This is a genomic window from Symbiopectobacterium purcellii (genome assembly GCF_019797845.1).
GTDB lineage: Bacteria > Pseudomonadota > Gammaproteobacteria > Enterobacterales > Enterobacteriaceae > Symbiopectobacterium > Symbiopectobacterium purcellii.
In genome coordinates, this window is sequence record NZ_CP081864.1 from 1,619,097 (window position 1) to 1,638,847 (window position 19,751).

Annotated in this window: 12 protein-coding genes, 2 tRNA genes and 2 pseudogenes; 7 read left to right on the forward strand and 9 right to left on the reverse strand. The window is 47.5% G+C overall.

All coding sequences use genetic code 11. The features are described 5' to 3' along the window. Nucleotides 1-213 precede the first annotated feature (213 nt). From K6K13_RS07530 to K6K13_RS07540, 3 genes and pseudogenes are all read left to right on the forward strand, one after another. A complete protein-coding gene (locus K6K13_RS07530; protein WP_222160224.1) occupies nt 214-633 on the forward strand; it encodes a winged helix-turn-helix transcriptional regulator in 420 nt (139 codons plus the stop codon). Nucleotides 634-1,221: 588 nt separating this feature from the next. Further along, on the forward strand, nt 1,222-3,318 hold the full coding sequence (locus K6K13_RS07535; protein ID WP_222160225.1) for a hypothetical protein: 2,097 nt from the start codon (nt 1,222-1,224) through the stop codon (nt 3,316-3,318). Nucleotides 3,319-3,369: 51 nt separating this feature from the next. Further along, a pseudogene (locus tag K6K13_RS07540) lies at nt 3,370-4,057 on the forward strand (integrase core domain-containing protein); the annotation flags it as partial. Between the two features lie 850 nt (nt 4,058-4,907). Here the strand turns inward: K6K13_RS07540 and K6K13_RS07545 are convergent. After that, nucleotides 4,908-5,659, reverse strand: a protein-coding gene (locus K6K13_RS07545) for an IS5 family transposase (RefSeq protein WP_252120271.1) whose coding sequence is annotated in 2 segments (ribosomal slippage) — nt 4,908-5,326 and nt 5,326-5,659 — 753 coding nt in all. Because the reading frame shifts where the segments join, the coding sequence is not laid out codon by codon here. Between the two features lie 1,577 nt (nt 5,660-7,236). Here K6K13_RS07545 and K6K13_RS07550 point away from each other — a divergent pair. Together K6K13_RS07550 and fos are read left to right on the forward strand one after the other, a co-directional pair. After that, a pseudogene (locus tag K6K13_RS07550) lies at nt 7,237-12,561 on the forward strand (autotransporter-associated beta strand repeat-containing protein). Nucleotides 12,562-13,148: 587 nt separating this feature from the next. Further along, nucleotides 13,149-13,547, forward strand: coding sequence for a fosfomycin resistance glutathione transferase (gene fos / locus K6K13_RS07560; protein WP_222160226.1), 399 nt, complete (start codon nt 13,149-13,151; stop codon nt 13,545-13,547). A gap of 263 nt (nt 13,548-13,810) precedes the next feature. Here the strand turns inward: fos and K6K13_RS07565 are convergent, their stop codons facing one another. After that, nucleotides 13,811-14,056 carry a hypothetical protein gene (locus K6K13_RS07565; RefSeq protein WP_222160227.1) on the reverse strand — a complete coding sequence of 82 codons (246 nt, stop codon included), beginning with the start codon at nt 14,054-14,056 and terminating at the stop codon, nt 13,811-13,813. Between the two features lie 130 nt (nt 14,057-14,186). Next, on the reverse strand, nt 14,187-14,744 hold the full coding sequence (locus tag K6K13_RS07570) for a histidine phosphatase family protein (protein ID WP_252120498.1): 558 nt from the start codon (nt 14,742-14,744) through the stop codon (nt 14,187-14,189). A 277-nt stretch (nt 14,745-15,021) separates the two neighbouring features. Between K6K13_RS07570 and K6K13_RS07575 the strand changes: the two genes are divergently transcribed. Then, on the forward strand, nt 15,022-15,333 hold the full coding sequence (locus K6K13_RS07575) for a hypothetical protein (protein ID WP_222160228.1): 312 nt from the start codon (nt 15,022-15,024) through the stop codon (nt 15,331-15,333). A gap of 71 nt (nt 15,334-15,404) precedes the next feature. On the opposite strand, the gene K6K13_RS07580 is transcribed toward K6K13_RS07575, so the two are convergent. The 5 genes from K6K13_RS07580 to mtfA form a co-directional block, all read right to left on the reverse strand. Beyond that, nucleotides 15,405-15,650: a hypothetical protein gene (locus tag K6K13_RS07580; RefSeq protein WP_222160229.1), complete on the reverse strand. Its 246-nt coding sequence runs from the start codon at nt 15,648-15,650 to the stop codon at nt 15,405-15,407. A 126-nt stretch (nt 15,651-15,776) separates the two neighbouring features. Continuing rightward, nucleotides 15,777-16,013: a hypothetical protein gene (locus K6K13_RS07585; RefSeq protein ID WP_222160230.1), complete on the reverse strand. Its 237-nt coding sequence runs from the start codon at nt 16,011-16,013 to the stop codon at nt 15,777-15,779. A 754-nt stretch (nt 16,014-16,767) separates the two neighbouring features. Next, complete coding sequence (locus K6K13_RS23705; RefSeq protein ID WP_434064606.1) at nt 16,768-16,926, reverse strand: Arm DNA-binding domain-containing protein; 159 nt, start codon at nt 16,924-16,926, stop codon at nt 16,768-16,770. A gap of 229 nt (nt 16,927-17,155) precedes the next feature. Then, nucleotides 17,156-17,231 (reverse strand) — tRNA-Asn (locus K6K13_RS07595). 108 nt (nt 17,232-17,339) lie between these two features. Then, a complete protein-coding gene (gene mtfA, locus K6K13_RS07600) occupies nt 17,340-18,131 on the reverse strand; it encodes a DgsA anti-repressor MtfA (RefSeq protein ID WP_222160231.1) in 792 nt (263 codons plus the stop codon). A gap of 96 nt (nt 18,132-18,227) precedes the next feature. Between mtfA and K6K13_RS07605 the strand changes: the two genes are divergently transcribed. Beyond that, nucleotides 18,228-18,317, forward strand: a tRNA-Ser gene (locus K6K13_RS07605). Between the two features lie 540 nt (nt 18,318-18,857). Here the strand turns inward: K6K13_RS07605 and K6K13_RS07610 are convergent. Continuing rightward, complete coding sequence (locus K6K13_RS07610) at nt 18,858-19,751, reverse strand: hypothetical protein (protein WP_222160233.1); 894 nt, start codon at nt 19,749-19,751, stop codon at nt 18,858-18,860.

A 19,751-nucleotide genomic window follows, 5' to 3' on the forward strand; every position in this document is an offset into this window, starting at 1 on the left:
GAGTAGGAGTAGGAATGGGTACGCTTAAGACAGTAAGAGCATTTACGCTTTTTAGGAAGTAGGCACGGAAAAGTACCCTACTTACCTTGCGGTTAGATTTAGGCATAGCAAGGCGTCGAGCTGTTTCACTCTGGAAAGAAAATTCGGGTTACCGCATACTTCCTGAAATAAATCGTCTAAAAGGGCTATAACTTTCTAAAAGAGAGTAACGATATGAGCGATAACCGACTCCGTCATGAGGACGTTCAGAAACAGCTTTCGCAGGCAGATAAACCAGACCCTCTCGTTGAAGCGCTGGTTAATGATGTCATCGCCAGGGTTGCAGACAAGTGGACCATGCTGATCCTCGAGGTACTGGCTGAACATGGCAAACAGCGCTTTACGCAACTGGCAAAACACGTGGCCGGTATCAGCCAGAAAATGCTCACGCAAACGCTGAGAGAGATGGAACGGGAAGGGCTGGTTATTCGTACGGTTTATCCTGTCGTGCCGCCAAAAGTGGAATACCAGTTGACCGATCTTGGCCTCAGTCTGGGGGCTGCCTTTTGTGGTGTGTGGCTGTGGGCTGAAGAAAATCTTGCAACTATCAGACATGCTCGAACAGTCTTCGATCAAAGAAAAAAAAGCGAGTAAAACGCACTGTTCTGGCAGCCAGTGCGTTGTTTTTGTGAGAAAAAACTGTGTTATATGGCGCAATGGGTGTCGCCTGTTGTTTGATAAAGCAGATGCCGAAGACATCTGCTTTTTGCATTTGGCGCCTTTAACCAGGACAGCCTTTGCCAGCCGCTCGCTAATGAGCACGCTGAACGAGGAGGGGATCGGTTAAGACCACCAGAATGACCACCCTATTTGCTTACAGTTTGCTTTAATTGTTGACTCTTGTTTGACGGCATCGTTAATATGGAACAGGGAGCAATAGAATATCAAGATATCCCAAGATCAGCAGAGCCTTGACTTTGCGGGAATATCACAAATAACTTATTGAATAAATTGTTTTTGTTTATTTTCCTGTGCGTTGCTTTCACGTTGCCCGGGGCGCTTAAACGCGTCCTTTCATTGTTGAATGTCTTCAAGATAAAGGCCTTTACGGCGACAATATTCAGCGGAGGAACGTGATAAAGCCAAAAACGACCAATAAAAATCTATCACCAAGACAAAAAAACTGATAGCGTAGATGAGATTGATTATCAATATCATCTGAGACAATGTAAAGGACATTATATGCTTTCTATCGCCTCTTTCTCTAATTCTCTTTACACCACAGGCTGCTTGGGAAAAATATCAGAGCATAAAAATGATATAAAACAATCCCATTTTTCTTCTATGGTCAGTAATATTAGTAATTCTAATCAAAGTATAAATAATGATTCGACACCCTCTCTTTTTGTGCGGTCATGTGATTTAGATAAACAAAAAAACATATTGAGTAAAGTAAAAACGTATTGTAATAAAATAGTCGTATCAGCCTATAATTACTTGCGTTCTATTGATGGCATTGATGAATTTACCGGAGCGACAGGTCAGGTTTTACCACAGTTTCACCAATCATTATTATCATTAAGCATTTTACTGCCCGCTATTCCATTAGTCGGGGTGGGTGCAAAAGGTGCTTTTGATGAATCAGTTGAAAGTTATAAAATAATTTATCCTAAGTTTATGGAGGATCTTAAGGGGAAAAAACAAGAGGTTTTAGAAATATTACAACAAAACTTTGCTGAAGATGATGCCAATAAGAAACTCGTTGAGGAACGGATTGAACCCTTTTTTGAGGTTTGGATTAATTGGTTACAAGGTGGCAATGAAAAAGAAAATATTGAAAATTTCCAACAATTGTGTGCGACCTGGAAGTCGTTGCAAGAAAAAAACAATGCTACTGCGAAAACACGTTATGTGGCTACAGAATATCAACGAATGAAACAAGACGTTCCGATGGTGAAAATTGACCGCAATTTCTCATCATTACAAGCTACAGCAATGAGTTTAATGACAGGTGGAATGGTTGGATTGTCTGCAAAATCAATAGCAGATCTAGTCATGTCGCAGGGAATCAGCGGCGCAGAAGCCGCGAGTGATTTAGCAGGAATGGTCAGTAATATTCTACTTTTGCCCGCACAAGTCATGATGACTGGGTATGGAATTTCGCAAACTGTTTCTGGATATAAGTACGATAAACTGCTGAAGAAGAATCGTTCTTTATTAGTAAAGGACCATCAACCCGAGTTTATTAAAGAAAACATTGCACAATTAAAAGAAATAGCTGACCGAAAAATATATTATAATTATAAGCAAAGAATAGAGTATGGTGCTGTCACTGCTGTTGGCCAAGCTGCGATGGCATTAAGCTCCTTAAGTGCACTCACGGGTATTGGCAGCGCGCTGGGGTTTGTTCCTGCTTTAATTGGCGCGCCAGCGACTATTTATGGATCTTATATTCGGACAAGAACTAGAGTGCAAGAAAGAAAATATTTAGGTGCTAGAGATGCTCAAAATGTATTGGATAAAAAATTAAATTTTGATAACTTTATGAAATATCAAACTACAACCTCTACTGGCACAAATCAGACAACACAATCCGCTATAACAACGATTGATACTCTCAACACGGTTGTTAAAGCGGCAACGACTGTAATGCTAGAACAGCAAAAAATCCTAGCAGAAATAAAATTACTTTCATTGATTCAAAAGACGATCAACAAAGCGCATAAAAATAATATTCAACTAACGGTTGAAGCATTGCATCAGCAAGTAGGCTCTAGAGTTGATGTTTTACTTGATAGAGTAACACGGAGCCAGAAAAAATTTATAGAACAACCGGGTAAGTATTTTATTCGGCAACGCACCTCATTATTATCAGATGATTTAAAAATAATAAAGGGAATGCTTAGTGATGGCGAATATAACATTGGTTCTTTGGACGGTAAATTGGATAAGCAACAAGGGAGTTATAACCTATTATCCAGATTGGAATTTATGAAAGAAAACCATAATCTATCTCTATCCATCAATACAAAAGAAAAAATATTAGCGTCTAGCGTGCGAGATCTTTTAACGTTAGCAGGTGAAAGAAAAGAAATCAAAGAGGCTTTACAACATCAAGATGGTGTTTCTGATAAATCGTTTAATTGGAGTGATTTGCAAGAAATCATTCGGCGTGATGAAAAAGCGAAAGCCATTTACACCCAGCATCATAACCATTACTTTATTAAGCAAATGAAAAATGAAGGTAAGTCCTTGAGGGATGATGCTTATGAAAATATCATAAACGGATTGGCGTCTAAATCAGCAATTGAACAACGTGTTAATAAAATAATAATTTGAACTGATCTTCTCCCTGAAAAAAGGACCCGTCTAAACTAAAGTGTACGGTCTCTCTTACATCACACAGAGAGGCGAAGAACAGATTGCGTTTGCATTGATACCGGCCGAAATCGGCACTCGCGTCGGGAAGGGGTAAACCTACGCTGTAAACGCCCTCGTCGTCACGTAACGGCAATGCATCTTCTGCAGCGGCCGGTGCTGATTTATGTTGATCAGTGCTGGAGCATGGATTTTTTTTCCGATAATCTGTTTAACGAGGGGCGATTTCAGGCGCTCACTGTAGGGGATAATTTTAGCCGTGAGTGCCGTGCGTTCGATGTTGGAAAATCTCTGAAGGATGAGGATGTCGTCGACGTGATGGAGGCATTGCGTGTGCTGAGTAACCGCCTGCCAAAGCGTGTCCAGACAGATAACGGCAGTGAATTTCTCTCGAAAACTGGGATATGGGCCTATGAAAATAACGTGACAATGGACTTCTCTCAGCCTGAAAAACCGACAGATAATACTTTTATTGAATCATTTAACGGTAGCCTGCGGGATGGGGTCTTAACATTCACGGGGTTCTTTCATTGGAAGACGCGCAAGAAAAACTCGACCAGTGGAGAAGAAATATCATCATGAAAGGACTCACTCCTCGCTAAATAATATGACTCCGGCAGCATTCATCCGGAGTCTCGTGAAATATCAAGGTCTCTATTTCGGCGCTGCATTGATTTTTGGACAAGCTCACAGCCAATAAAAATTCAGAATTGTATTACATTGAAAATATATTTTTTTCTACCAATGTTAAAGAGTTAGTTGATGTTTTATAAGGTATATTTAAACGCAGACTTACGGCGTCTGTGTGAAATATTAAACGATGAGATAGACGAATAGCAAAGAGGGGCATCACACATGCAACGTGAAGTATGGTGATAACCACCGTGCTAAGGCTAAAAAACGTTTTTCACCTTACGTTACAGTGGATGATTGATTCTGTTTTCTAAGTGATGGATTTTCTGTCACGTTGCCCGGATTACATAAGTATCAACAAGGTGGCCCAGGACGTGAGATTAACACCAAGACTCCACTATGTAGCGAGATAGCTCACCTTGTTATCGATGCACCGGACTGAAAGTATTTGGTGACGTGGCATGACGGTGGAAAAATGGAATAAAGTAACGCGGTGGAGCACCTGCGACTGACAGGTAACAAAAAATTATTATAAGACAAAATGCTTTATCACCTGCATTCAGCGATGGAAACAGCGATGCCGCGCGTAAAAAAGTGTGTGGCGAGCGGTTGACGCTACGGAACTACGATGTACAGATAGGTGAATCTATAGAGTTAATTAAAACGCTAAGCATCATGGCGTTACTGCGGGTATCGAACCGCGTGTGCCTTGCATGAAATGTACAGAAACGTTATTTATGAAACTTGATAATCATTTATTCAAAAGGGCCATGATTCACAAAAGCAATTCGGTGCCAAACTTCGTTTGAAATTATCATGGAGTTAGCAATGGCTAGATGCAATTTTATTCATTCATTTCCCCAATAAATAGAAAAAAATAATATTTTTCAGCCTTTCTTCCTAGGGGCTGTTGACAATTAACACAGCCAGACGAATGCAGCAGCGAGCGCAACGAATGATGCGAAGCGTTTTGAGAGTTTGTCGAAGCGTGTAGCTACGCGTCGAAATTGCTTGATACGGCAAAAGAAACGTTCGATCAAATTGCGTGAAGCGTAAAGATGTTTGTCCAGTGGGCGTTGCTCACGGCGATTCTCTTTGCTGGGGATGACAGCCTGAATGCCTACCGACTCCAGATATTGTAGAATCACATTCGTATCGTAGGCTTTGTCTGCAGCCAAGCTTGAAGGTTTCAATTCACCAAGTAAAGGCAATGCTTCTCTGGTGTCGCTCTTTTGACCACCAGTCAAACTAAAACGGGCAAGCATGCCCAGCCCATCAACCAGAGCGTGAATCTTGGTTGTCAATCCCCCGCGAGAACGACCAATCGACTGGTCACCGTTTTTTTGGGAGCGCCCGCTGCATGCTGATGAACCCGTACGATAGTGCTGTCGATGAAGATTTCCTCGAAATCGGCATCGCCCGCAAGTTCAGCAAAAACGGAATGCCATATTTCTGCCCGTGACCATCTGGCAAAGCGTTTGTACACACAGTTCCAGAGTCCGAAATCGGGTGGTAAATCTCTCCATGGGCTTCCAGTTCGGGCGATCCATAAAACCGCTTCGACAAAAAGCCGATTATCTGCTGCTGTTCGTCCCGGATCCGAATCCTTTCCCGGCAAAAACGGGCTAATCCGTTCGTATTGGTCATCACTGAGCATCAATCTTGGCATTCTGCTTTTCCAAAAAAGACAGAATGTAAACAGATTCTTTTACAAAAAAACAGGTTCTTGGCGATGATTGTCAACAGGCCCTAGGGGGTGTCATGACAATAAATAAAGTGGCCTTGAAGATACATATATTACGCTTGCCGTTAATCATAGGCCTTTGCGTAAACGTATCAGTGGCTGTTGCTGACGGCGACGGAGCAAGTAACCCTTTTCCTATTGATGGCTACGGAGAACATGGGGGAGTGGGGGGCGGCGGTGGAGTATTTGGAAAAGGAGGGACAGAGAACTCCGCAGTGAATTCAGGAAGTGGTGGTTTTAGCAACGGAGATGGCGGTGCTGGCAGTGCAGGAAATGCGCTATCTGGTGGTACACCAGGAAGCGCAGGTTTAGGTGGTAAGGCCGGTAATGCATTTAGTCCAGTAGGGAGCGCAGGCGGAAATGGAGGAGACAATCAATGCGATAATGATAAAAACAAATGTCAATCCTCTATTGGTTCTGGCGGCGGCGGCGATGGCTTTGTAGGGTCATTAAACGGTATTTCTGCTGTTATTTATGGCGGATCTGGAGGAAATGGGGGGGCTTCGACTGTTGGCAGTGCGGTTAATGGTGCTGATGGCGGAGGTGGTGGCGGCGGCGGTGCTGGTGTCGTGATTCTCAATGGCGGAACCATGAGTACTTCAAACCTTATCTTTGGAGGAAATGGAGGGAACGGTGGGAACGCATATGCAATGGGCGGTGCGGGTTTGGGCGGTGAGGGTGGATCGGCTATTTGGGTAAGAAACGCTACGCTAAATATATTAAATATTATTACAGGTGGAAATGGTGGAAATGGTGGGAATGGTGGTAGTTCAAGTTATTCCCATGGGCGGTTTGGTGCAAATGGTGGTGCCGGAATATACGCCGAGAATACAACCAGCAATAACAGTGGAACAATTTCTGGTGGTAATGCCGGGAGTACTGGCATGTATGCTTCTGGGACTTCCCCACGCGGAGGATACGGCATTCCCGGAAAGAACCTCAATATTATTAATAATAACACCATCCAAGGCGGTTTTAATTCAGACGGTACAACTCGGGCAAACGCCATTTATTTCACCGAGGGGAACAACAGCCTGGAGTTGCAATATAATTGGCTTTTTAATGGTAATATCTCTGCAAATTCAGGTACCACTAACAAATTCATATTAGGGGGGGCGACCAGCAACCTGACGAGCAACACCTCTGGGACTCAGCGCTCGACCCTCTTTGATGTCTCGCAATTCGGCAACAAATTCCAAAACTTCTCCAGCTTTTATAAAACCGACTCAAGTACCTGGAGACTGATTAACACCACCACCGCTAACACACCCTGGACGCTGGTGGCAGGTATCTTGCAGATTGCCTCAGAGGGCGCGCTGGGTAGTACAGCAGGCACCTTGACGCTTGATGGCGGTACGCTGCAATTCATCAGTAACGCCACCTTGTCGGCAGCACGCGCCGTGAATATCACTGACGCCGACAGTATTCTTGATACCCAGAGTAACGCGGTGACCATCAACAGTACTATCACGGGCAATTCCCTTACCAAACAGGGCCTTGGCATGCTGACGCTTACCGGCGCCAATACCTACAATGGCACCGCCATCGATCAGGGCACCCTGGAGGTCAGCGGCAGCGCGGGTTCAATCAGCGGCAATACGTCTGTTGCCAATAATGCATTACTTTCTTTCAACCGTTCCGGCACGCTGACCTATGGTGGTGTGATTTCAGGTGATGGTGCGCTGCGTAACCTCGGCTCAGGCACTGTCATACTGACAGGCAATAGCACCTATACGGGCGGCACAACGCTCTCGAACGGTACGTTGCAATTGGGTAACGGCACAACATCCGGCGCCATCGTCGGCAATATCACCAATAATGCAACGCTGGCGTTTAACCGCAGCAACGCGATTGACTACAGCGATATTATTTCCGGAAGCGGTGCACTCATCCAAAGTGGTAGCGGGGTGACCACGCTCAGTGCCAACAATAGCTACAGTGGCACCACGTCAGTGAGTAATGGCAGCCTGTACATCAACGGCGATCAGACCAGTGCCACCGGAACAACCACCGTCAGCAACGGCGCAATGCTGGGCGGCAATGGCACTGTCGGCGGCGCTGTCACCGTGGCGAATGGCGGTATCTTATCCCCCGGTGCGGCCTCTGGCCATGTCGGAACCCTGACCATTAACGGCAACCTGACGCTTAACAACACCTCGGTACTTAACTACACCCTGGGTGAAGTCGGTGTCATCAACGGCAGTAACAACGATTTGACCGTGGTTAACGGCAATCTCACGCTGGACGGCATACTTAACGTTACCGAAAGCGCCCCCGGTGCGTTTACTCCCGGTCTCTATCGCCTTATCGATTACAGCGGGACATTAACCAATAACCAATTGAGTCTCGGAAGTCTCCCTGAAACGAGTGGCATGTTTATTCAGACATCCGTTGCCAATCAGGTTAATTTGATCAATAGCGCAGGGCTCACACTGAATTTTTGGGACGGTGGCGCACTGGCCAATAAAAACGACGGCATGGTTAATGGCGGAAACGGCATCTGGCAGGCGTCCACACCGGCCAGTAACGATAACTGGACCCTCGACGCAGGCACGATTAACACGCCCTGGAGCAATGCGGCGTTTGCCATCTTCACCGCTGACCCCGGCACTGTCACCATTGATAACAGTGAAGGACAGGTTATCGCCGTGGGCATGCAGTTTGCCTCAGACGGTTATACCCTCAATGGCGCGGCGCTAACGCTGGTTGAAAGCGAAGCCGGTTCAGGAGAAACCCTTGTTGAGGTCGGCGACCATACCTCAGACGGTGCCGGTTATGTTGCCACCATTGACGCGCTGTTACAGGGCACCACCACGCTGGTGAAGGGCGATCTGGGCACCTTGGTATTAAACGGACTCAATACCTATTCCGGCGGCACGGCGATCGAAGGCGGGACACTGCAGGTCAGCACCGACAGCAATCTTGGTAACCTGGCAGGCAGCCTTGGCATGAACACCGGCACCCTCGCCACCACGGGCAGCTTCTCCTCGGCGCGTGCCGTCACTCTGGGTCCTGGCGGTGGCACATTTGCGGTAGCCCCCACGACGACACTGATAATGAATGGCGCTATCGGCGGCTCAGGCTCGCTCACCAAGACGGGAAGCGGCACGTTGACGCTGGCGGGCGCAAACAACTATACCGGTCAAACCGACATTTTGAACGGCACGCTACAGCTGGGTAACGGTCTTGGCACTGGCGCCATCACCAGTGATGTTGCGATTGGCACCGACGGCGTGCTGGCCTTTAATCGCAATAACAGTCTCTCGTATGGTGGCGTCATTTCGGGTAGTGGCCAGGTGAACCAACGTGGAAGCGGCATCACGGTCCTGACCGGAGAGAACAGTTACACCGGTATCACCACCGTCACAGCCGGCACACTGCAACTGGGCAATAACGGCAGCACGGGCTCGATAGCAAGCGATGTCAATGTGGAGAGTGGTGGCACACTGGCGTTTCAACGCAGCAATTTACTCACCTACGGTGGCCACATCTCCGGTGACGGCGCTCTCTCTCAAACCGGTTCAGGAAACACGGTATTAACCGGTAGTAACGCCTATCTGGGCGCAACCCGCGTTACGGCGGGCGGGCTGTATATCAATGGCGATCAAACCGCAGCCACGGGCATCACCACGGTCAACAGCGGCGCCACACTCGGCGGCACCGGTATTATCGGCGGCGATGTCACCATTGCCGACGGCGCTACCCTGTCCCCCGGCGCGGTGGGTGGGATCATTGATAAACTGACCATCAATGGCAATCTCACATTAAGCAGCGGTTCAATGCTCGATTACCACTTCGGGTTACCTTATGAAGTGGGGGGCCCCCTTAACGACCTGGTGAAGGTCAACGGGGATTTGGTTCTGGATGGAACCATCAACGTTACGGCCACCACCGGAGGCTCCTTTGGTCCCGGTATCTATCGCGTCATTGACTACACCGGTGCCCTGACCAATAACGGTCTGGAGCTCGGGGACATCCCGCCGGGCCGGGTTGAATATGTACAAACCTCGGTGGCGAATCAGGTCAACCTGGTGGATACCACCGGGTTGACGCTGAATATGTGGGACGGCGGCGCGGTGGGTAATAAAAATAACGGTGTAGTCAATGGCGGTAACGGGGTCTGGCAAACCGCTACGGTGGGCAACGACAACTGGACGGTCTCCGATGGCCTATTGAACGCCCCGTGGCAGGCGGGGGCTTTTGCCATTTTTCAGGCAGAAGCCGGTACCGTCAAGGTAGATAACAGCCTGGGTCAGGTGACCTCATCGGGAATGCAGTTTGCCTCTGATAGCTACGTGTTGAATGGCGCGGAGCTGTCACTGGTGGAAACGGAAACCGGCACAGGGCACACCACGGTGCGGGTTGGCAATGGCAGCCTGCCCGGCGCCGCCTACACCGCAACCATCGATGCCCTCTTGCAAGGCGATGTGCAGGTGGTGAAAACCGATCTCGGCACGCTGGTGCTTAACGGTGCCAACACGTATACCGGGGGCACGGCAATCAACGGCGGTACGCTGCGCATCACCAGCGACAGCAATCTTGGTCAGTCCGGTGGGGGGCTCTCGTTTAATGGCGGTACGCTTGCCACCGATGCCATGATGTCCTCGTCACGCGCGACCCTGTTAAATGCCCTCGGCGGTACCATGGATATCGCGCTCGCCTCCCCGTTAACCTTAAGCGGTATTATTTCCGGCGCAGGTGCCCTGACCAAAATCGGTGCCGGTTTGCTCACCCTGACAGGGGAGAACACGTACACCGGAGAGACGGTGCTTACCCAGGGGACAGTACAAATTGGCGACGGCAGCAGCACCGGGTCAATCGTCAGTCATGTGATCAACAATGCGGCGCTGGCGTTTAATCGTAATAACACGCTCGTCTATGATGGGGTTATTTCCGGCACCGGCGTGGTCAACCAGACAGGCACGGGCTCAACGGTGCTGACAGCAAACAGTACCTATACGGGGCTCACCACGATATCCTCAGGGACTCTGCAATTGGGTAATGGTGGAAACACGGGGTCACTCACCAGCAACGTCAACAACAATGGAATACTGGCGTTTGATCGCAGTGACACATTGATTTTCAATCATACCGTGTCCGGTAATGGTCTGGTTGACCAGCGAGGCAGTGGCACCACCGTATTGACAACGGCCAATAACTATCTCGGCGGCACGCTGATTTCCGCAGGCACCTTGCAACTGGGCAACGGCGGCAATACCGGCTCAATCATCGGTGATGTCGATAATGCAGGGACACTTGCCTTTAACCGCAGTGATGATTATTTCTTTGACGGGCTTATTTCTGGCAGCGGTGGCGTACGGCTGTTCGGTACGGGTATCGCCACGCTGACCGCAAACAACACGTACTCAGGTTCAACCGCTGTAGAAGCGGGGACACTGCAAGCCGGCGATCTCAACGTATTCAGCCCGAACTCTATTATTACTGTCGCACAATCCGCCACGCTGGCACTCGATGGGCTCAGTCAGATCATCGCCGGACTCAATAATGCGGGGACGGTAAATATGACCGACGGCAGCGGCCCCAGCGCAGCGCTGACCGTTAAAGGCGATTATGTTGGGAATGGCGGGATCATTGTGGTCAATACGTTGCTCGGCGGGGATACCTCCCCCACCGATCGCCTGATCATTGATGGCGGTAACGCCTCCGGCCATACGTCACTTCTGGTGAAAACAGGGAATAGCCTGGGCGGACTCACCCAGAAGGGCGTTGCCCTGGTACAGACTGAAAATGGCGGTACGACCGGTGCTGACGCTTTTCAACTTGACCCCAACTCCGACGGGTACAACAGTACAGGGATATTGAACGTGGGTGCCTATAATTACCATTTAAAACGCGGTGGCGAGGGTGGCGAGGCGCAGGACTGGTATCTGGTTTCGCTGCTTTCACCGGTGGTTGGCTCATACCTGCAAGAGCGCCAGTCGGCAATGGCGATGCATAGACATACGTTGCGCGACAGACAGTGGCAGGTGCCGGGGCAAGAAGATTCGTATACCTGGCTGCGCATGGAAGGCTCCATGGTTCAACACGACGGAGTGGATAGCCAGGAAACAGAAGACAGGCGCTGGGTGTTACACGGAGGGAGTGACATTGCACGTTTCAGCGACAGGCACGGCGGCAGCATTCGGGTTGGGATGATGGCGCAATACGGCACCAGTTCCGGCAACAGTGAGGATGAAGTCTCACGCTCATCCCACAGCCTTAAAGGCTACAGCGCAGGGCTCTATGGCACCTGGTTTGGCCAGAGCGATCCGCAAACCGGCCCCTATATTGATACCTGGGTGATGCATGGGCGATTTGACAACGACGTGACAGGCCAGGGACAACGTACCGAAAGTTATCGCTCACGCAACACAACGATGTCGATTGAGAGCGGCTATAAATTCAAGATGGCTGAATCCCCCACGGCACGGTATTACCTGGAGCCCCAGGCTGAGATCATTTACTCCCTGTATCGCGCAAAAGATCACACAACGGCCAGTGGGTCGGTAGTATCCGACATGTCTGACAACAGCGCCACCACACGGTTGGGGGTTCGGTTTTATTAAGACAGGCTGAACCGGAATGGCCAAACGTTGATGCAGGGGTTCATAGAAGCCAACTGGTGGCATGGGCCATCATCACAAACAATGCGCATGGATGGCACGACGGTACGGGAACCGATGCCTGCGGATCGGGCTGAATTCAAATTTGGCGTGAAAGGCACGGTGATGCCGAACCTGAGTGTAACGGGCGCGGTCGGGGTAGATACCAATATGTCGTCTTATAAGGCAGGACGGGTTTCACTCGGCGTGAATTATTTCTGGTAACCGCTCGCCGTTATCATCATGGGTAATGATAACGGCTTTAACACATAGCGTACTGCGTTTGTGACCTGATAGGGGCACGGGCCTTGCGCTAATGCCGTGGGGGGTTTTCACTCGTACAAAGCCAGCGCGATGTGTTATTTCAGATATTCCGCATTGTTCATCCAGAAAGCGACGAACAGTTTCCATGATGGTCATCGCATGACCGCCACCTAAAATCCTCACTAAAGGCGCATTGGCTCTTTTCACTCAGATTTTATAGTGGCAGGCCAACGACATTATTAGTGTTTTGCCATAAATGTATGCGATCAGAACTCAAAGTCGCAGACACCATGAACAGTTAAACTCATTTGCCGATCCCGAAGGGAAGGCGCCGGGTCGTGCCCATCACTAGGGAGGCATACCCTTTGCCCTGGTAATCAGGATGAATCACGACAGGCAGTGCTGGCGAGAGTTGGGCGGGCTATGGGGGGCTGTGTCTGAGCTGGCTGTCTGCTTCTTAACTGAACGGACAATGCTAAACGTTGACGGTGAACTGAAGTACTCTTAGAGAGACTTTCACTCTACACTCACTGATTAAGAGACTGTACATGCTGAATGGACTGAATCATATGACAATTTCCGTAAGTGACGTTTCACGAAGTTTTGATTTTTACGTGAACACACTGGGGTTTATACCGAAGGCCAAATGGGACGAAGGTGCCTATCTTTGTCTGGACAATCTGTGGTTATGTCTCTCTGTTGGTGATGTTACTCCCAGGGAGGATTACACTCATTATGCATTCAGCATCAGAGGCGAAGACTTTGATGAATATGCTAATCATCTAAAATCAGCGGGTGTTACAGAGTGGAAAATAAATAAGAGCGAAGGAAAATCTATCTACTTTTTAGATCCCGATGGGCACAAACTTGAAATACATGACGGAGATTTGGATAGCCGCCTCAATGCCTGTATAAAATATCCATATAAAAATATGGAGTTTTTTTAATCTCGTAAGATTGTATGAAACAATAATCTTTGTTAACGCTTGTCCCTCTTGATTGAGGCGAACATGACCTTACTAACTGCCGCTTTTGCTCATAGCAACTGCTCAGATTTCTCAGAGCACCGAAGCTACAGACGGGTGAGCCACCTGATACCGAATGAAATCACCGGGTTTCCCTCGCCGGGGAGGCAAACCTTCAACTTCACAAAAACGATTTTCAGTTACGTGCAGACAGAAACACCTGTACTCCCAGGCTGGCGCGGGGATTACCAGTAACCTAAGCCCCTCATTAAAAGCCATGTCGAGATACCCACCATAAAAGTGCCACCAACGATGTAAAGAAAGACATTAACGTAAAAACCAATATCACCCCGGTAATAGCAATCTTTCACTGAGGAGCCTTTTCTGCTTTCAACAATCACGCCTGACTGAGCTCCTCTGATGCCATGTAATAGCATCCAAACAGCCATGATATAAGTCATGCATGAGAGCGCCACCACCTCATAATCCATACTCATTTCCTTATATTGGATACAGAATTAACGGGTTATCCAGTCGAGTATCGATTCTGTCCTCAGCATGTTAGAGGCGGAAATTTTGCACGCGAGAACAAAAGAGGGGTTATGTCTCTGAGAGACTATGCTAAAGGAACGCATAAACGCCTGCCTCCCAGTATCCTTTTCCGGCACGGGTACGCTTTTTCCAGCCCAATGATATCAATTCATTAGCTATAAGACGGTTCATAATACCGTGCCCTATCAGCAGCACGGGCCCGGTGTTCTCTCTGGCATGCTCTACCAGCATGCCTGTAGCTTGACGGGCACGCCTTTTTGCCATTGCTAAAGATTCAGCCTTTTGTGACATACCGCAAAGCCACATCAGACGGAAAAAAATAACCCAACTGAAAGGGGATAACTTAACGACAGGGATCAGATATACAGGCAGCTCTGCTTCCCTGAATACGTTATCGATTATCTCAGGCTCTACATTGAGATTGCGTGCAGAAGACATTGCCCTGGGAAGGGGGCTGCTGAAAACCATTAACGCCCTGTGAACCAGCACCCGACTGGCTTCAGGTGGTTGATCACTGCCGATACAAGAAAGATCGTATTGCTGAATCCAACTGGCCATTTCGCGAGTAGCTACTTTTCGGGCGCCAGTAAAACTGGGTTTACCGTGACGCATCAGAATAATTTCCATCACCTGGCTCGTCCTTTTATTAACGTCTAGTCAGAAAGTGCACCTTTATCGTTTGCAGCCATTTTACCGTAGGTGGCGTGGGTAACAACTCTTCTTCGGCATTGGCATTTCTGCTTTTTGCTTATAGATATTCCACTTAACTTCTAGATGGGCCGCTTTTTTTCAGGAACGGACATAGCTACCCTGTGTTAAGAGGGGATGAAAAATTTGATTTGTTTACAGTGGTGAGTGATTAGGATAAGCCAAGGCATAAAATCATCAGTATGGAGGTCGTTTAATGAGTTGCGAGCAGTGCCTGGATCTATGTGTTAAATACGTTATCCGTCAACCTGAACAATTACGGAAGGCAATCCGCATTGCAAAGCATGCTCTCAGCGAAGGGGTTCTGACTGAAATCAAAGCAACTGATGATGGCAACCAATACAGCTTTCGTGAGTGTGCTGAAAAGATGATATGGGGCGATATCGTTGATTATCATTTTATATGTAAGCATTGCGGAACGCAGTTCGTACTGGGAGCTGAAACCTACCATGGCAGTGGTGGCTATTGGTCGCCCGAGAATGAAAAACCATCTGCAATAATTGACTAACTTTTGTTCTTAGCTGCCAATAATCGCTACTGTGAGCGGGTCGTGTTATGAGCGGATATCAAGGTCATTTATTATCTCACCTTCGCGGGGATTGCTCTGAACAATTCGATGGCCCTCCAAATATCGTCCTGTGTATCACCATCCCAATCAGGTATTGTGGCTAACTCCGCGTTGAGTTCTTTTATTCTGATAGGGGCTTCGGCAACTTCATCCCTTTGGCATTTTGATGCAATACGAGATATCGCCGTCGAGGGAAGGTTGGAGTAGGGTGAAAAGGTGGTATGTTCAGCGGCAATTAGTTTTTGTAATTTGCTCATAGGGTCGATGTCCCCGGAACAGTCATTGGGGTAATAAAAGCCATTCTACAGGGTGATTATTCCTGACCCGGGAAGCTGAGAAAATAGTCGAATCTAAAATATCTGCTTCTCGCTCAGCGCTGAACCTCACCAGAACCAACGTCGCTTGGATTCTTGCCATGATCCCTGCCAGAGGTCAAAACGCTTTAGTTGTTCAAGTTTGCGTAGAACCACATCTTCCCCCCCGGATAAGAGACTTCGCTCCGGAATTGAAATACCAAAAAGGCCTTCTGCAACCGGAAAAATCTCACATTCTGACGCCAGTGACCCCAAAACTTTTTCTATTTTTTTACGATCTGCTTTTATAATTAACTGGAGTCCCATCAGCGTTTAAACTCCACAATGGCAACCTGCTCAAGCGCTCTGTTGACCTGAGTCAGGACGGCGTCAGGGATTGATTGCCCTCTGGTGTCATAGACGACCCTACAGGTTCGAATATGCGGTGGAAGTTGGGATTTCCCGTAGGATATCCTGGCAAGATTATAGGCAATACTGAATTGTATCGACTCCGCAGATGCTAGGCTGTGGTTGGCTATAAGGAGAAACTCTCCGCGTTCTTCATTTATAAATTCCGGGGTAAACATCACGCCTCCCTTTTATTGCCTTCGTCAATTTCTATTTCTTGAACACTTATATTGAGGTGTGTGCCCTATGCTAATCGAGAAAAGATACATAAACTAGTGTTGCTGTACGCCAACCGCTATTGGGAGAAAAACGTCAGGCCAATGTAGAGTGCCCTTGGGGATACCTGATTATTCCCCTCCAGAAAGATTCCAGCAATTTAACGTCCGCGCCTTGCTTAGCATGTTCTTTGAGTGGGACAGCGGTCTGCTTCGTGTGTGATCATCCGTCACGAACCTCATTTCTCCGCCTCTATGTCAGAGCAGGCTGACGTCATCTGCCGTAAGAATGCGCTATTTCATTGGGCCCAGTCCCTCAGGGTGAGGACTGAAATCTCGTTTCCATTAACCCTGCACTGTTTGCATTTTGCAAAGACGCTGTCTTTGGAACATTTTGGTCAATGCTTGCGCGCACTCTCGCCTATCGGTGAGGGCAGGAATAAGCAGGCTGATAGCCGTCAGCCCATGGCACACGCTCTTACGCGTGCATTCGTATACCTCATTTTAGGCAGCGTTATTAGCGGGTAGGCTCCGAGGCTGAAACGTGATGCTTTGCCCTTGCTGCGATATTTGAGATGCCAATTGCGTGAACCGTTGGGATTGACGACTAAATACAGACCGTGTGAATCGGAGGCTTTGAAAGGGTTTTTACGTTGCGGATTTTTGAGTCGTTAAGGGGCATATGCGGATCACTCTTTTATCGAACCGGAAAGACCCCACATCTGACCACCACATTCACCCGATGCGGAGGGGAAAACACCCACGAGTCGGGAAAGGATTCTTGTATTATTTTTTTGAATCCAAAAGCAAAAAGCAGATGCCCGAAGACATCTGCTTTTTAGAATTTGGCTCCTCTGACTGGACTCGAACCAGTGACATACGGATTAACAGTCCGCCGTTCTACCGACTGAACTACAGAGGAATTGTGTAAGCGGGGCGAATATTATCGGTCGGCTGGCAGGCTGTCAACGGTAAATTCGCCCGTATTGTCTGTTTGCTTAGGCTGTGTACAATTAAGGCCGATTATTCATCAATAGAGCACGGGGGCCCGCTGGTTAGCTTGTTGCCAGGATTTTAATCGCGCCAGTGGGTCTTGCTGGTAGAAGCGACTAAAACAGCCATAAAGCGTAGGAAAACGTTCGAAAAGAAGCTCTGGTGCGCTAAAGAAATATTCAGAGAGCACCGCGAAGCACTCGGTCGGATCTTGGGCTGCGTAAGGATCCATGCTGGCGGCATCGACTCCGACTTGATCGATTTCATCTTGCAGTGCTTCCATTGCGGCATGTAACTGTGTTTCCCACTCCACCACATCACGTAAAGGAATCGGTGGAACACCGGTGGCTTCACCGCCGTTACGGATATCCAACTTGTGCGTGACCTCATGAATAACCAGATTGAACCCTGATAAATCAAAACTGTCTTGCACTTCTTGCCAGTTCAATATGATGGGGCCCTGATCCCAACTTTGACCGGATTGCACCACTGGCCCGGCGTGTACCAGACCGATATCATCCTGCCATTCATCATTAACAATAAAAGGGCCGGGATAGATTAACACCTCATGGAAACCGTTTAGCCATTCAATGCCGAGCTTGAGAACGGGCAAGCAAAACAGCAGTGCGATTCGCTGCTCCATAACGGAGGTCAGCGCCAGTCCCTGTAAAGGAATGATACGTTTTTGATGTAAAAAATCACTGGCAAGCAGGATAAGTCGTTGTTGTTCGCTATCGCTTAACGGTGCCAACAGCGGAATGGCAAGAGCATCTTGCCACTGAATGGGGGTGCTTTCCGGTGCGTGCTGTGTTTTCCATGGCCATTTCATCGTCGTGTTGCTCGCTAAGTCGTCACTTGAATACAAAGGCAAGGATATCTGCTGTCAAAATGCCGCAAAACAGGGCATGATAGCAACCACTTAAACGGAGAGGTGCCAGAGCGGCTGAATGGAGCGGTCTCGAAAACCGGAGTAGGGGCAACTCTACCGAGGGTTCAAATCCCTCCCTCCCCGCCAATTAATCCATAAAATCAATTGGTTACGATTTTTTTTTGATTTTTTACTGCATTAAACATCCCGTTAAAATCACCTTCTGTCCCTAACCCTCACATTTCTATCATGTTGTAATTTTCTGAGCAGCCCTCCTGGCTCACACTCTTGAAATAAATTATTTTTAGCGTTCGCAAAGCGCGCAGCAAAGTTGATGGTTTGTCAGAGAAAAAGGTATGTCAGTGACGTCATGAAGTTAGTAAAGCCGTGGTTTAAGCGGAGTAACTATGATGTGCCACAGGAGATAGCAGGTAATGACCTGAAGAGGGAGGTGAGTGCTCGACTAGCGTGAGCTGCATATTGCCAGCTTTAGCGCTTCGTAATCATTGTCTTTGCCTGCCAGTACGTCTGCATCAGCTGTTGCTACAAAATGATTGGTTTCCCTCTTCATTAGGCTACGTGTTTTGCTTTTCGGATAAAACCGAAATGAAGTTAAGTAGATGACTTAACAACTCTTTCGTTTTAATAAAAAATTTGATGGTTTTTATGACATGTTTAATTTTTAGGTTAAAAGAAAGTAATGCCAATATTCCCAGCTGAACGATAGGTTTGATTATTAGATATTATTGTATAATAACGTGTTAACCCTGTGTTATGATCACGGATCATACGTCTGGCAAATTGCATGCTGTTTGTTTTGTAATCTTCATTGAAGTTTTCATCCCACAAGCCTATGATTTTTCCTGATTTATATTCAGTTATTTCTTTCAATCTAATTGATTTTCCCCGTCCTGCATTTTCAATGCAGAATCTTAAAAAATCCCCTTCATTTAGTTCGGTTACATTAGAAATAACAATGATGTCAATGAGTTGTGTTTTATCAAAGTTTTTGCTTTTCGAATACGGAAAAACCGCTGTTTCGCCAGAGCGTAAAATTGGCGATCTGGTCTTGTGTATATCATCGACAATCGACATGGCACTGATACATAAACAAGAATCCAAATAGTTCCGTATGGTAAGTGTAAGCGTTATAGGATCTATTTTATTTATCTGCGTTCTAATTGAACTAAAAGCAGCAAATCCAGCTGTTAACAATATCGCTCCAGCTGACATTAGTGTAAAAATATCTGGGCCGCCACTAATTTTTGATACGTCTTCTTGTTTGGTTTTAATTGAAAGCCAAAAATCGAGTGCTGCCAATTTTGCCCATTGATAACCGACTCCAGACTTTTCTCCGATGTCGACAATTTTTCGTGAGATATAGGGACCAATAACATCATCAGCAATTAAATATAACGGGGTGAAAACAATATCGGCACGTACAGTCTCTCCCTTTTTTCTAGTTACCTTAATTTTATTAAAACAAACGCCAAATGATGGCGATGTACTTGATTTATATCCTTGAAATGCTCCGTATGTGAAGCCAGTAGTATCAATGTAATTACTATCGTTGATTAACAC